This window comes from Sulfurimonas marina, assembly GCF_014905095.1.
In the GTDB taxonomy this organism is placed as follows: Bacteria; Campylobacterota; Campylobacteria; order Campylobacterales; family Sulfurimonadaceae; genus Sulfurimonas; species Sulfurimonas marina.
Genome location: NZ_CP041165.1, coordinates 1,069,672 through 1,084,648, shown reverse-complemented (window position 1 = coordinate 1,084,648; position 14,977 = coordinate 1,069,672). Strand labels below are relative to the sequence as shown.

Sequence of the window (14,977 nt, the reverse complement as noted above, 5' to 3'; positions counted from 1 at the left end):
AATAACAAATTATGAAATAGAGAGAATTATTTAGCTATCATCTCCTTGGAGATCAAAGAGGCGATAACTATCCCAAATGCAAGGGCTGGAAGGTAGAAAGCGAGATTAAGTATCTCATTGTTTTTTAAGGCAATAAAACCTAAAACTAAAAATATATATGGCACAAGTCTGAGTAGAGAAAAGCCCCCCTTTGTACCGTACTTCATAGAACTGAGGCTAAAAGTTTTGATCTTTGCTTTCTCCTCTTTTACGATCTCTTTAAGGTCTAACTCTTCAACAGGTGCGTCATTGATCGGCTCATCATCGTAGAGTTCATACTTGTCATCGATCTCATCAAGCAGATCACGCTTCTCTTCATATTTACCAGAAGCGATATCTTTCTTTACCATATTTTTATAGGCAAGTGAAGAGCCGATAATGATCAAAAAAGAGCTAAAAAAAGCTACCTCTACATTTATAAATGCTTCGAAAGAGAATAAAAATGTTAGTAAAATAAGACCTTGAGCAATCAGAAAAAGACTAATAGTTTTTCTCACCATAGTCCTCATCATCTTCATCTTTGTCAAAATGAGGCTTCATACGCTCACTTCTCTCTTTTGCTAACTCTTCATACTCTTTATATTGTTTTGAGTATGCTTTATACACATTTAGAATTGCCGCAGCTATACCGATAAATACACCGATAAACATTGTCCATGCTACACCCGTCCAGCGTTGAATAAGCCATCCTATACCTACACCCATAAGTACGGCAACTACAATTGAGATCCCTAAAGAGAGATGATCAGCCGCTTCTATAAGCGGTTTAAAACGAGGCTCTTCCTCTGGAGTTTTATTTTCATTAGCCATTTGTAATCTCTTTTAAAACTTTTTTACTTGCAGCGATTGTATCTTCGATCATCTCATCCGTTACTGCAGTTGAGATAAATCCTGTCTCATATAATGAACATGCGAAGTAATACCCCTCTTTTAACATCCCTGCATGAAATTTTGCAAACAGTTCAGCATCCGTTTTTGTAGCGTCATTGAAGTTTTTTACAGGGTTTTCATTGAAGAAGAAACCAAACATGCTTCCGCGTGTGTCGATCTGCATAGTTACACCGCACTCTGCCGCTGCATCTCGCATACCCTCTACAAGTCTTACAGCTCTTGTATTTAGTACATCGATCACTCTGCCGTTTTGTTTAAGTTTTGAAAGTGCCGCATATCCGGCTGCCATAGCCACAGGATTTCCTGAGAGCGTTCCTGCTTGATATACAGGACCCTCAGGTGAAAGTTGTGCCATAATCTCAGCTCTTGCACCAAAAGCACCAACAGGCATACCGCCACCGATCACTTTTCCAAGTGTTACGATGTCAGGTGTTACACCTGTAATAGATTCTGCTCCGCGTAGAGTAGCTCTAAAGCCTGACATAACTTCATCAAAGATTAGAAGTGTTCCATGCTCGTCACACAGTTTGCGAAGCTCATGTAAAAACTCTTTATCAGCCGGAACAAGTCCCATATTCCCGGCAATTGGTTCAATGATTACACATGCAATATTGTCAGAGTCTGCAAAACATTTTTTTACACTCTCAATATTGTTATACTCAGCTAAAAGCGTATGTTTTGTAAAGTCAGCAGGTACACCCGGTGAACTAGGAGATCCAAAAGTTGCCGCACCGCTTCCCGCTTCAACTAAAAGTGAGTCACTGTGCCCGTGATAACAACCCGTAAATTTTACGATGTCATCTCTGTTTGTAAAACCGCGCGCTAAACGGATAGCACTCATAACTGCTTCTGTACCGCTGCTAACAAACCTTACTTTATCGATCGAATCAAAAAGACCTACAACAAGTTTTGCAAGTTCAGTCTCTGCTTGAGTAGGAGCTCCGAAGCTTAGTCCATGTTTTACCGCCTCAATTACAGCACTCTCAATGCTCTCGTCTCTATGACCGAAAATTAACGGCCCCCAGCTTTGTACATAATCAACATACTTATTTCCATCTACATCTTTAAGATACGCACCCTCACCTTCAGTGATAAAGATTGGAGTCCCTCCAACACTTTTAAATGCACGCACGGGAGAATTTACACCGCCTGGTATAAGTTCTTGTGCTTCCTCAAATGCTTGTTTAGATGTTTGTGTACCCATTTACAATCGCCTTCTATAAATATTTTTCTTATTATATCGAACTTGTATTAATATTGATTTGTTATAATCCTGCAATAAATAAACAACTATAGGATTTTCTTGAACAGGTCTACTTTTGCACTTTTCGTTGCTATTTTAGTGCATCTTCTTATATTATTGCTTTTTTGGTTATTAGCACTCTACTCTCCTGAGCTCAAAAAGACAAAACCTGTAGAAGAAAACAAGATCAAGATCTCCTTAAAAGAACTCCCTAAAAAACATAAGGACTCAGGACTTACAAAAAAGAAACTCCCTGAACCTAAAGAGGCTCCGCCGATGCCAAAAGGTTCACAACTTGAAAAGATTGTAAAACAACCGCCTGTAAAATACGAGCCGAAACAACCTGTTAAAAAGCCAGAATTAAACAAACCTAAAAAAGTGGAAAAAGCACCGGAGGTACAAAAGCCTAAAATTGAGCTATTACCGCCGAAAAAACCATATATTCCACTTTTAGCAAAGCAAGAGGATCGTAACCAGACAAAAGAGACTAAAAAGCCTAAAGAGACAATGGATTGGCTTTATGAAGACAAATCTAAAGAGGAATCAAAACAGAAGAAAAAAAGCTATGCAAACGGCGGAAATATCTCTCAAAACATTAAAGAGCTTTACGGCGAAGAGTTTGGTAAACTCACTCCCGGACAACAGCAGTATATCTTAGATAATCAAGAGATCATGAGACGTATTACTCAACAGGTACTTAACCGTGTAGCACGCGTAAACATCAAACGCAATCTCAATGTAAACAGAAGTAACGTTGTACAGTTTTACCTCCATCCAAATGGAGATATAAGCGACTTTAAATTTTTAAGCAAGAGTGGTTATTATATTTTAGATGACACGACTAAAGAGACGATCGAGTACGCATACAGTAAGTACCCGCGCCCGAAAGAGAAGACTCTTATCCGCTACAATGTTTACTATCATTTAGCGCATTATTAAAAGATAGAGAGTCCTGTTTTTGTCGTAAAAAGCTCCAAGGCTTTTGTCCCCACCAGAGAATTACCTTGAGCATTTAATCCCGGTGACCAAACAGCAATACCCATCACATCAGGTATTACAGCAACAATACCCCCTCCGACACCACTTTTCCCGGGAAGTCCAACATGAAAAGCAAAATCACCCGAAGCATCATAATGACCGCAAGTAAGCATCACGGCATTAACCCTTTTAACCTGTTGTGGAGTTATATATGTTTTCCCATTGATCGGATCTTTCCCATAGTTTGATAGAAAAAGCATAGCACGTGAGAGCATATCGGTATTCATCTCAATAGCGCAATGTTTAAAATATGTTTTTACAACCTCTTCGACACAGTTATCAAAGTTATTAAAACTTTTCATTAGGTTCGCTAAAGCCATGTTTCTAAATCCGTGCTCCATCTCTGAAGCAGCTACTCTATCACTAAAATCGATACTCTCATCATCCGCAATAGATCGGATAAACCTTAGTACCTCAGAAATTGTTATTTCGCAACTGCCGTAGTGACTTACAAGAGCATCTGTAACATTCACGGCACCTGCATTGATAAAAGGATTACGAGGCTTGCCGTGTTCATATTCAAGTTGCACCAGCGAATTAAACGGATTACCTGAGGGCTCAACTCCAATGCGATCATACATATGTGTACCGTAAGCCTTTAATGAGAGTATAAAAGTAAAAACTTTAGAGATACTCTGTATTGAAAATAGTGTTTGCGAATCTCCGACATGGTACTGCGTACCGTCAGAGAGTGTTATAGAAAATGCGAAATGTTCAGGATCTACTTCTGAAAGTGCCGGGATATAGTCAGCTACTTTCCCTTTATGTAACAGTGGTTTTACCTCCTCGGCTATCTCCTCTAATATCTTTTGATAATCCATCATCTAATCCTCAGCCAATTTTGAATACTTTTTAAATAGGTCTTGTGCATGTTGTTCTGCTGCATTTAGAAACTCATCTGCCGCCCCTACATCTGCTTGATGTACCATGGAAAAGCGTGTTTCGTTGTACATATAATCTTTTACAGGAATTTTCGGCCCCTTATAATCTAAATGCATAGGATTTTTCCCCTCTTTTATCAGCTCAGGGTTATATCTAAACATTGGCCATAGCCCACAGTCAACTGCCAGTTTTTGCTGATCCATTCCGTACTTTAGATCATATCCGTGCGCTATACAATGGGAGTATGCAATAATAATTGAAACCCCTTCATACGCTTCTGCTTCTGCAAACGCTTTTACAGTCTGTGAATAGTTAGCACCCATCGCTACACGACTTACATACACATTCTCATACGACATAGCCATCAGGGCTAAATCTTTTGCATTTGAAGGCTTCCCGCTGGCTGCAAACTTCGCTACTGCACCCTCAGGGGTTGCTTTAGATTGTTGCCCTCCCGTATTTGAGTACACTTGTGTATCCAGAACCAGTATATTGACATTTTTTCCGCTTGCGAGTACATGGTCCAAGCCTCCATAGCCTATATCGTATGCCCAACCGTCGCCACCGATAATCCAGACAGATTTTTTTACCAGATAATCGGCCAAACTAAAAAGACTCAGAGCCGTATCATTTTGTATATTTGCAAGTTTGCTTTTTAACTCTTTAACGCGCTCACGCTGTGCAAAGATCTCTGCTTCTTCAGTCTGTTTTGCATTTAAGATAGCATTGCTTAACTCTTCACCTATCTCACCTCGAAGTCTCTCTACAAGCTCTTTTGCCTGAACCTCATGCTTATCGATCGTCAAACGAAATCCAAGTCCGAACTCTGCATTATCTTCAAAAAGCGAGTTTGACCATGCAGGCCCGAGACCATCTTTGTTTGTTGCCCAAGGGGTTGTTGGAAGATTTCCTCCGTAGATTGAAGAACATCCCGTAGCATTTGCCACAATCATGCGATCACCAAAAAGCTGAGTTGCTAGTTTAATGTACGGCGTTTCACCACATCCCGGGCATGCTCCAGAGAACTCAAAAAGAGGCTGTAAAAACTGTGAGTCTTTTACTTTGGCATGGTTTAACTGGTCTCTGTCAAACTCCGGAAGCTCTAAAAAGTACTCCCATATTTTCTCCTCTTTATCTTTGTCTATCTGAGAAGTTGGAGTCATATTGATAGCTTTTAATTCTTCACTCTCCTTGTTAAGCCCTATACACACCTCTGTACAGAGTGAACACCCCGTACAATCCTCAGCCGAGATCTGAAGCGTGAAGTTGCCGTTTTCAAGATAGCTTTTCCCTTTTGTCTTAGCAGCTTTAAAACCTTCAGGTGCATTTTCTAAATGGGTATCGTCAACTAACTTTGAGCGGATTACCGCATGTGGACATACTAATACACACTCGTTACACTGTACACAACTGCCTGGATCCCAGACAGGAATCTCTAAAGCGATATTTCGTTTTTCAAACTGTGTCGTAGAGCTTGGCCAGGTACCATCAGCAGGTATCATACTCACAGGGATAGCATCCCCCTGACCCTCTATAATATTTGCCGTAACATCGGCGACAAATTTGCTGATTTTCCCTTTTACAGGAGAGATAAACTCCCTTTTTCCTGTTGCTTCTTTAGGGAGTGGCACTTCAAAAAGATGAGAAAGTGCACTGTCAACTGCTTTAAAGTTGAGCTCTACTAATTCCTTACTCTTTTTCCCGTATGTTTTTTCTATATACTTTTTGATCTGTGCAATAGCTTCATCGGCTTCTAACACTCCAGATATCGCAAAGAAACAGGTTTGCATCACGGTATTAATGCGTCGCTTCATCCCACTCTCTTGAGCGACTTTATAACCGTCTACAACATAAAATTTAATTTGTTTTTGTATCATCTCCTCTTGAATAGATCGTGGGAGATGCTCCCATACATGATCTTTATCAAACGGAGAGTTTAGTAAAAAAACAGCACCCTCTTTCGCATGCTGCAGAATGTCAAACTTCTCCATAAATACACTTTGATGACACGCAACAAAGTCCGCTTTTTCAATCAAATAAGTTGAATGGATCGGATGAGGTCCAAAACGCAGGTGAGATGTTGTCATTGAACCCGATTTTTTAGAATCGTATACAAAATAGCCTTGGGCATAATTATCTGTCTGAGTACCGATAATCTTGATCGAATTTTTATTTGCTCCCACCGTACCGTCAGATCCTAGACCAAAAAATATAGCTTCAAATGTACCATTTTTCGGCAATGCAAAGTCTGGATCGTACTCTAGTGATGTATGTGTTACATCATCGTTAATTCCGATCGTAAAGTGGATCTTCGGTTTTTCTTTGTTTAGCTCATCATAAATTGCTTTGATCATAGCAGGTGTAAACTCTTTTGAGGAGAGCCCGTAACGTCCACCGATGATAAATGGAGTCTCGTAAGTTAAACTCCCCTCCTCTTTGGCTTCGTTAAATGCACTCACTACATCAAGATAAAGCGGTTCACCAACAGAACCTGCTTCTTTGGTACGATCAAGCACGGCAATCGATTTTACTGTATTTGGCAAGGCTGATAAAAAGTGTTTGATCGAAAACGGTCTGTAAAGTCTTACTTTAAGCACCCCTACATTCTCTCCCATCTCGTTTAAATACTCTACAGTTTCGTGTACAGCTTCGGCACCTGAACCCATTAAAATAATTACACGCTCAGCATCCTCTGCACCTACATAATCAAAGAGATGATACTCTCTTCCTGTAAGCGTTTTAAACTCCTCCATACACTCCTGGACAATTTCAGGAGTAATCTCGTAGTATCTATTGACACTCTCACGCCCTTGAAAATAAACATCGGGATTTTGCGATGTACCACGAATAAAAGGGTGGTCAGGGGTAAGTGCTCTTTCTCTGTGTGCCTGTATAAGAGTATCGTCAAGCATATACCTGATCGTTGCATCATCAAGCAACTCTATCTTATCCACTTCATGAGAGGTTCTAAAACCGTCAAAAAAGTGTAAGAAAGGAATGCGCGATTTAAGGGTTGCAGATTGGGAGATCAAAGTCATGTCATGTGCTTCTTGAACGGAATTGGAGCAAAGCATTGCAAAACCGGTTTGACGAACACTCATAACATCACTATGATCACCGAAAATAGAGAGAGCCTGTGCAGCGATCGAGCGTGCCGCTATATGAAAAACAGTAGGTGTCAACTCCCCTGCTATTTTGTACATATTTGGCATCATTAAAAGTAACCCTTGAGAGGCCGTAAATGTAGTTGTAAGTGCCCCGCTTTGAAGAGCACCGTGAACCGCTCCGCTAGCACCCCCTTCACTTTGCATCTCTATAACATCGGGGACTGTACCTAGGATGTTCTTTTCTTGATGAGAAGCATAAAGATCACACAACTCTCCCATAACAGATGCAGGAGTGATCGGATAAATTGCGATAACTTCGTTTATCTTGTAAGCAACTCGTGCCACCGCCTCATTTGCATCTATAGTGTCGTTGTGATGTTTCATAGTAAAACTCCTTAGAGTTTATTTTGAAGTAAAGTTCCTTAAAGTATACAAAAATTCATCTTTATTGTTATAACCTGCGATCATTTTTTCACTTTTTAGTGTTTTGTAATTTATAAAGTGTGTAATAGGTGTGAAAGAGATATCTAACTCTTTTGGAAATCCGCCTTTTTCTTTATTTATAATTAGCGGAACATAATTGCTTTGTATAAGGTCATTTACATCTTTTTTACGAAGTACGTTCTCTTCAAATTTTCTACACCATGGGCAGTAGTTTGCTACAAGTACAAGTAAGATCGGCTTTTTTAACTTTTGTGCTTTTTTAACAGCTGCATTATAATCTGTTTCATATCCGAGTTTGGAAAAATCGTCATTTTTAAGATCTACTTTTACGATCTTCTTATTCTCTTCAATATACTGCTCGCTAAATCTGTCTAAAAGTACCATTAAACCATCTTCAAGTTGGTCTACAATCTCTTCTTTATTACGAATATACAAACTTTCTGCACTCTCATAAGTGATAGCAAATGTCTTTTGTTTTGAATCTGCTCTTACTACCTGCTCACCGATCTCAAGCTTCATAGTAACTACTAAAGTGTTTTCGATATATCTAGAACTAATTAAAAGTGCTAAAGCTCTTTGATCATACCCTTTATAACTGATACCGAGTTCATCAAGAATAGTTCTAATCTCTTCATGTGCAGTTGTTTTAAACTCTTTTGGAAGGTCTTTACCGCTTATCTCTACCACTGGATAAACTTTTTCAATACCGCTAAGGGTAAACATCGTGCTGGCACTCAAACCACTTACTAACATTAATATTACAAATAATTTTTTCAATTTTCTTCCTCTAATAATTTTAATGCACCTTTATATATCGGTTCATCTATAAAACCGTATTCTTCATCTACAAAGCCAGTAATACCCTCTTCTTGGTGCATCTCAAAAAGTTTTACGATCACTTTGGCACGTTTGATCTCCTCTTCTTTATCGACAAATATTTTATTTGCAAGTTGTACTTGATTTGGAGATATACACCCTTTTGCATCATACCCCATCGACTTTTCAAGCTCGATCCATTTTGAAAATGTATCAAGGTCTCTAAAATCCTGGAACACAAAACTCACCGGTTTTACTCTGATAGATTTACAAGTAATGAGAAAATGACTTAACATATAATGCATTGTAGGATTCTCCAGATCGATTAGACCTTGAGAGAGCCCCATATCTGCAAAGAGATCCAATATTCCGAGATAAAAAGTATTTACCCTCTCGTTAACTGAAAGCTGCGCTAAATTAGCCCATGCTTCGGCTGTCTCAATCGAGAGGTGCAACTCAATCTCATCTTTTAAAAGAGCATGTACAGCTTTAACCTCTTCGGGCGTTTTTATCTTCGGCACGCGAATAGCATCGGGCATAAACTGATTGAGATAGGTGATCTCTTCGTATCCGCCCTCATCCAAAGCATTAACACGTACGACAAGTTTTTTATCGCACTTTTGCAGACGTGATAAGAAGATAGCACACAGCGCAAGTGCAAAAGGTTTCTCCTCTTTACTTACTCCATCTTCAAGATTAAGCATAATACAATCAGCCTCAAGCGATTCTATCTTTGAGAGGTGCTTGATATTGTTACATGAAAGCATAAGTGCCGATCGGAACTTCTTTGTTTTGTTTAACTCCCTGTATCTCGGTACGGCTAAACGGTCTAAAGCTTCCAGATCTCTTTGTTCATAACTCTTTATTATTTCATCTATCATATTCTATGGTTTCCTAAACGGTTGAAGTATATAACTTACTATTTATTATATCCAATAACAAAATCGTAAAGTAATACTTAACGTTTTTAATTATATGGAAAAATACTTAATGAAGTATTAAGAGAATTTATTATTTTTTTTCACTTTTTTTATCGTTTCTATGAAGATAAAGATAAAGTGCTTCGATCTCATTGTCTGTCAAGAAATATCTCGGCATCCCTTTTTTTCTTTTGTTCAGTGCTTTATAAAATTTTTCATACGACAGATCTTTGATTATTGGACCGTCAAAAGATTTTTTCTTCCCTTTATGGACATAATTTGCAATTAGCTTTCCTTCGCCGTTTTCTCCATGACACCTGTGACATCCGATCCCTCTTGGATTTTTATACAGAGATGATGCATACTCCATAGGAGTGATAAAATTACTCTCAGAAAATAAGGAAATTGAAAGAATTAAAAAGAGTATATACTTCATTATTAGCCTAATATTATTTTAAAAAGGTATAATAACAAAAAATTTATTTATGGGGTTTAAATGCAGTTATTAGATGGTAGAGCTCTCTCAAAAAAAATAGAACAAAAAGTTAGTGATGAAGTAAAAGAACTGAAATCTACATGTGGATGTACACCAGGATTAGCTGTTGTACTTGTTGGACAAGACCCTGCTAGTGCAGCGTATGTTAATATGAAGAAAAAAGCGTGTGACAGAGTTGGTTTTTACTCTATTTCTCACGAAATGCCTGAAACAATCTCTCAAGAAGCGATTGAAAAAACTATAATTGGACTAAATAACGATTCTAATGTAGACGGTATCCTGATTCAACTTCCACTTCCTCCACATATAGACACTACTAAACTATTAGAGTTAGTTGATCCAGCAAAAGATGTAGATGGTTTCCATCCGTATAATGTTGGCCGTCTTGTTACAAACCTTGATGGTTTTGTACCATGTACACCCCTTGGAGTTATGGAACTTTTGCACGAGTACGACATAGATGTTAAAGGGAAAAACTGTTGTGTAGTAGGAGCTTCAAACATCGTTGGAAAACCGATGGCTGCTCTACTTTTAAATGCAGATGCTACTGTTGAAATTTGTCATATCTTTACAGATGATCTTAAAAAGCACACTTTAAACGCAGACATTATTCTGTGTGGAGTTGGTGTTATAAACCTTATTACAGAAGATATGGTAAAAGATGATGTTGTTATCGTAGATATCGGTGTAAGCAGAACAAAAGAGGGAAAACTTGTCGGTGATGTTGACTTTGAAAATGTAAGTAAAAAAAGTTCATACATTACACCAAGCCCAGGTGGTGTTGGACCGATGACTATTGCTATGCTTCTTAGCAATACTCTAAAAGCAGCAAAGATAAACGCTAAAAATATGGCTGAAACAAAAGAGTCTTAATGAAAAAAGCCCTTCATAAAGCATATAAGTTCTCAAACTCATGGACAGGAACGATAATAATCGTTCTTTTCGTGATCTTTTTTATTGCTCAAGCATTTAGAATCCCAAGCGGGAGTATGAAAGACTCTCTTTTAATCGGTGATCACTTATTTGGTAAAAAGTTTGCCTACGGTGTCCCTATGCCACACATCCCGTTTTTAGAGCTTTCTATCATGCCTTGGAGCGACGACCTTAAACTGATCGACGGAGATACTCCAAAACGTGGGGATATCGTAATCTTTCGTCCCCCTCATAAAATAAAAACACACTTCGTAAAACGTTGTTTCGGTTTACCTGGAGATGAAGTTCTTTACACAGATGCAAATGAGTTATATTTAAGACCTCATGAGGGTGATGATTACATCCTTAAAAACTACCCAAAAGAGAAAATAGTAACTCTTATGAATAGACTATGGGTTAAGAGTCCGATGTCACATCAACATCCTGGAATTCATAACGATCCTAACCATAATATCTATGAAGATTTTTTATATGCATATCAAAAAAGACAAGTAAGTATGAACCCTGTATACGTTGACACTATACCGACTCACTACAGACTCCCTTTTAATGCATTTTATACAAAAGTAGAAGCAGACAAATACTATATGATCGGTGACAATAGAGATCATTCAGGTGACAGCCGTTTTTGGGGTGCTGTACCATACGAGAATATTGAAGGGACTCCTTGGTTTATCTACTTTTCAATCGATGAAAACTGGCAAATCAGATGGGATCGTATAGGTAAAACACCTACCGACTTAGAACAGTCTCCTTATATAGACAGAGCAATTAAAGAAAGAGAAGAAGTAGACAAAGATTACCATGGAATTACTTGATTTTCTGAAAATCGGTGCTGCTGTTGTAGCCTTAGCGATTGCTATTATCGGACATGAGATTATGCATGGTTGGGTTGCTTATATGTATGGTGACACAACTGCAAAAAATGCAGGTCGCCTTACAATCAACCCTATAGCTCATGTTGATTTAGTGGGAACAATTTTAGTCCCGCTAATGATGTACTTTTTACCAATGCTTATGGGAGCTGAAAGTGGCTTTTTATTTGGTTGGGCAAAACCGGTACCAATCAACACTTTAACAGTTATTAGCCGTGGTGGATACAATGCGGCGATGCAGGTAGACCTTGCCGGAATTGTATATAACTTTACATTAGCAGCTTTTGCCGCGATCGCACTTACTGCAATGCATTCGCCGACAACAGCTGATGGTATTGTATATCTATTTACTTATCTGCTTGTTTTTCAACTGCTTGTTATCAATGTGGTTTTAGGGGTATTTAACATCCTCCCTATTCCACAATTTGACGGTGCACATTTTCTAGCACACTTAGCACTGAAGTTTAGAAAAAACGAGATCGCAGAATTTTTTTATAAAAATGAAAGATATGGCATAATTGTGGTACTTATTATTTTAATGACACCGCTAAGCCACTATCTCATACTTTTACCGGTGCAAACTATTATCGGTTTACTATTATCTTAAAGGAGAAAAATATATGAAATTTTACGTAGCAACAGACCACGCTGGAATAGATCTAAAAAACTGGACAGTTGAATTTTTAAAAGAGAAAGGTCATGAAGTGATCGACCTTGGTCCATTTTCAAAAGAGAGAGTTGATTACCCTGATTATGCTCACAAAGTAGCAACAAGTGTTTTAGAAGATACAGGGAGTCAAGGTATCCTTATCTGCGGTAGCGGGATCGGTATGAGTATGGCTGCAAACCGTCACGAAGGGATCCGTGCGGCACTTTGCCACGATGCTTACACAGCTATGGTTGCTCGTGGTCACAACGATGCAAACATACTATGTTTCGGAGAGAGAATCGTGGGTCTCGGTGTTGCAGAGTCTATCATCAACTCTTGGCTGGAAAGTGGTTTTGACGGTGGTAGACACTGCCAACGTGTTGAAAAAATAGAGCTATAAAACTTTAATTTAGAAGTTTTATAATTGAGCCTCCCGCTGAGGGAAACCTAGTGTTAACGTAGGAGATGGAATTACTTCCAACTCCGTCATAAATAGATGGGAGAAGGTCCCTTCAATTTATGAAATAAATTTAAGGAAGTTTTATTATGTTTTGGGAATGGTCACTTTTAACTGTACTTTCGTTAGCTTCAATATATCTTTTTGTGAAGATGTTTTACTTCAAAAGTATTACAAATAAAGAGCAGCGTAGTAATGATTTAATGAAGTTAACACTTCAAGAAGCAGAGATACTGATCAGAAAATATCAGATCCAATTACAACGTGCTTTAGGAAATGTAGATATTTTAACTGAAGAACTGTCGAAACTAAGAAATGAGTTAAAAGTACTTAAAACAAGAAACTCAAAACATAGACAAGAGGTTGATCGCCTAAACTCTAAAATTAAAGCCCTCGAGGGTCGTATTGATGCATTACTGTAAGGAGTAATATATGATTACACTTAGTCAAACAGAAAGAAAGATTATAGAAAACTCGATTAGAGATATTAAAGATTTTCCACAGCCTGGAATAGTCTTTAAAGATATTACTACTCTTTTAAACGACAAAGAAGCGTATGGTGTCTTAATGAATCATCTCTATCACAGATATAAAGAGTATAATCTCGATTATATAGCAGGGATAGATGCTCGCGGATTTATTTTTGGTGCAGCTCTTGCACAGATGTTAGGGATCGGCTTTGTACCTATTAGAAAAAAAGGGAAGCTCCCATATACCACTATCTCTGAGAAATACTCTTTGGAGTATGGTGTTGATGAGATAGAGGTACATATAGATGCTTTTAGTGCTCAAAAAGATGCTAAAGTACTTGTAATAGATGATCTGATCGCAACAGGTGGTACTGCAAATGCAGCAGCAACACTTGTAAATCAGTCAGGTGCACAATGTGTAGAGTGTTGTTTTATTATAGGGTTATCATTTTTAGACGGTGTCAAAAATCTAAAAGAGAAAACTCAAGTTTATAGTGTAATAGAGGTTAATTAATGTATATACCAACTGCGTCAAAATTTGATCCGGATGAAAATGGTCACTTCGGTATCTTTGGTGGAAGATATGTTCCAGAAACACTTATGCCCGCACTTTTAAAGCTGCGTAAAGAGTATGATGAAATTCGTTTCAATAAAGAGTTCTGGACAGAAGTTGACTACTATTTAAAAGATTATGTAGGTCGCCCTTCTCCACTTTACTTTGCAGAAAATATCTCTAACGAGCTCGGTGCAAAGGTTTACTTTAAACGTGAAGACCTAAACCATACTGGTGCGCATAAAGTAAACAATGTTATCGCACAAGGACTTATGGCTAAACGTCTTGGTTATAAGAAAGTTATTGCAGAAACAGGTGCAGGACAACACGGTGTAGCTACAGCTACGATTGCAGCACTATTAGGTTTAGAGTGTGAGATCTTTATGGGTGCTAAAGATGTTGAGCGTCAAGAGTTAAATGTTTTTCGTATGAAACTTCTGGGTGCAAAAGTAAATGCCGTTGAAAGTGGTAGCCGCACACTTAAAGATGCTATGAATGATGCTATCCGTCACTGGGTTACAAATGCTCGTGATACTTTCTACATCATCGGTACTGTTGCAGGCCCGCACCCGTATCCTTTAATGGTAAGAGATTTTCAAGCGATTATCGGTTGGGAAGCTCGTGCACAGATACTTGAAAAAGAGAACCGTTTACCTGATCATGTAATTGCATGTATCGGAGGCGGAAGTAACGCTATCGGTATGTTCCAACACTTTTTAGAAGATGAAGAGGTAGAATGTATCGGAATTGAAGCAGGTGGTCTTGGAATTGACAGTAAAAATGGATGTTCTCTTAAAAAAGGTCGTCCTGGCGTACTTCACGGTCAAATGTCTTACCTTCTTCAAGATGGGGATGGACAAATACTTGAAGCACACTCTATCTCAGCAGGGCTAGACTATCCTGGAATTGGTCCTGAACACGCTTTTCATAATGATAATAAAAGTGTTAGTTACGACTATGTAACTGACCAAGAAGCACTGGATGCTTTCGTATGGTTAAGTCAAAAAGAGGGAATTATTCCTGCATTTGAATCATCTCATGCAGTAGCGTACCTGAAAAAACTGCCAAATATTAAAGATAAACTTATCATTATCAACCTTTCTGGTCGAGGTGATAAAGATATGATCCAAGCCAAAGATTTACTTCATTTTGACTAAGGATTAA

16 protein-coding genes are annotated in these 14,977 nt (G+C 38.4%); 8 read left to right on the top strand and 8 right to left on the bottom strand.

Translation table 11 applies throughout. The features are described from left to right. Positions 1 to 26 precede the first annotated feature (26 nt). Genes FJR03_RS05570 through hemL form a run of 3 tightly spaced genes read right to left on the bottom strand, consistent with a single transcriptional unit; the run spans position 27 to position 2,134 of the window. Entirely contained in the window at positions 27 to 536 is a 510-nt protein-coding gene (locus FJR03_RS05570) for a hypothetical protein (protein WP_226962189.1), read from the bottom strand. Beyond that, positions 520 to 849, bottom strand: a complete 330-nt coding sequence (locus tag FJR03_RS05565; protein WP_193114654.1) for an AtpZ/AtpI family protein — start codon at positions 847 to 849, stop codon at positions 520 to 522. The genes FJR03_RS05570 and FJR03_RS05565 overlap by 17 nt, the downstream gene beginning before the upstream one ends. Then, complete coding sequence (hemL, locus tag FJR03_RS05560; RefSeq protein ID WP_193114653.1) at positions 842 to 2,134, bottom strand: glutamate-1-semialdehyde 2,1-aminomutase; 1,293 nt, start codon at positions 2,132 to 2,134, stop codon at positions 842 to 844. Before hemL ends, FJR03_RS05565 begins: the two co-directional genes overlap by 8 nt. Positions 2,135 to 2,233: 99 nt before the next feature. On the opposite strand from hemL, the gene FJR03_RS05555 reads away from it, so the two are divergent. Then, positions 2,234 to 3,112, top strand: coding sequence for an energy transducer TonB family protein (locus tag FJR03_RS05555; protein ID WP_193114652.1), 879 nt, complete (start codon positions 2,234 to 2,236; stop codon positions 3,110 to 3,112). Here the strand turns inward: FJR03_RS05555 and FJR03_RS05550 are convergent. The 5 genes from FJR03_RS05550 to FJR03_RS05530 form a co-directional block, all read right to left on the bottom strand. Further along, entirely contained in the window at positions 3,109 to 4,032 is a 924-nt protein-coding gene (locus FJR03_RS05550) for a glutaminase (RefSeq protein WP_193114766.1), read from the bottom strand. The two genes, FJR03_RS05555 and FJR03_RS05550, sit on opposite strands and share 4 nt — an antisense overlap. Positions 4,033 to 4,035: 3 nt before the next feature. After that, positions 4,036 to 7,584: a pyruvate:ferredoxin (flavodoxin) oxidoreductase gene (nifJ, locus tag FJR03_RS05545; RefSeq protein WP_193114651.1), complete on the bottom strand. Its 3,549-nt coding sequence runs from the start codon at positions 7,582 to 7,584 to the stop codon at positions 4,036 to 4,038. Positions 7,585 to 7,602: 18 nt separating this feature from the next. Further along, the gene (locus tag FJR03_RS05540) at positions 7,603 to 8,421 is read right to left on the bottom strand and encodes a thioredoxin fold domain-containing protein (RefSeq protein ID WP_193114650.1); all 819 of its coding nucleotides are present in this window, start codon (positions 8,419 to 8,421) and stop codon (positions 7,603 to 7,605) included. Beyond that, a complete protein-coding gene (locus tag FJR03_RS05535) occupies positions 8,418 to 9,341 on the bottom strand; it encodes an HpcH/HpaI aldolase/citrate lyase family protein (protein WP_193114649.1) in 924 nt (307 codons plus the stop codon). Before FJR03_RS05535 ends, FJR03_RS05540 begins: the two co-directional genes overlap by 4 nt. Positions 9,342 to 9,471: 130 nt before the next feature. Then, the gene (locus tag FJR03_RS05530) at positions 9,472 to 9,816 is read right to left on the bottom strand and encodes a c-type cytochrome (protein WP_193114648.1); all 345 of its coding nucleotides are present in this window, start codon (positions 9,814 to 9,816) and stop codon (positions 9,472 to 9,474) included. 60 nt (positions 9,817 to 9,876) lie between these two features. Between FJR03_RS05530 and folD the strand changes: the two genes are divergently transcribed. From folD to trpB, 7 genes are all read left to right on the top strand, one after another. Further along, positions 9,877 to 10,749, top strand: coding sequence for a bifunctional methylenetetrahydrofolate dehydrogenase/methenyltetrahydrofolate cyclohydrolase FolD (folD, locus tag FJR03_RS05525; protein WP_193114647.1), 873 nt, complete (start codon positions 9,877 to 9,879; stop codon positions 10,747 to 10,749). Then, positions 10,749 to 11,627 carry a signal peptidase I gene (gene lepB, locus FJR03_RS05520; RefSeq protein WP_193114646.1) on the top strand — a complete coding sequence of 293 codons (879 nt, stop codon included), beginning with the start codon at positions 10,749 to 10,751 and terminating at the stop codon, positions 11,625 to 11,627. Before folD ends, lepB begins: the two co-directional genes overlap by 1 nt. Beyond that, a complete protein-coding gene (locus FJR03_RS05515) occupies positions 11,614 to 12,291 on the top strand; it encodes a site-2 protease family protein (protein ID WP_193114645.1) in 678 nt (225 codons plus the stop codon). The genes lepB and FJR03_RS05515 overlap by 14 nt, the downstream gene beginning before the upstream one ends. Before the next feature lie 13 nt (positions 12,292 to 12,304). Beyond that, complete coding sequence (gene rpiB / locus FJR03_RS05510) at positions 12,305 to 12,733, top strand: ribose 5-phosphate isomerase B (protein ID WP_193114644.1); 429 nt, start codon at positions 12,305 to 12,307, stop codon at positions 12,731 to 12,733. A gap of 146 nt (positions 12,734 to 12,879) precedes the next feature. Continuing rightward, positions 12,880 to 13,212: a hypothetical protein gene (locus FJR03_RS05505; RefSeq protein ID WP_193114643.1), complete on the top strand. Its 333-nt coding sequence runs from the start codon at positions 12,880 to 12,882 to the stop codon at positions 13,210 to 13,212. 13 nt (positions 13,213 to 13,225) lie between these two features. Next, complete coding sequence (locus tag FJR03_RS05500; RefSeq protein WP_193114765.1) at positions 13,226 to 13,774, top strand: adenine phosphoribosyltransferase; 549 nt, start codon at positions 13,226 to 13,228, stop codon at positions 13,772 to 13,774. Beyond that, positions 13,774 to 14,970, top strand: coding sequence for a tryptophan synthase subunit beta (gene trpB, locus FJR03_RS05495; protein ID WP_193114642.1), 1,197 nt, complete (start codon positions 13,774 to 13,776; stop codon positions 14,968 to 14,970). Before FJR03_RS05500 ends, trpB begins: the two co-directional genes overlap by 1 nt. Positions 14,971 to 14,977: the final 7 nt, after the last annotated feature.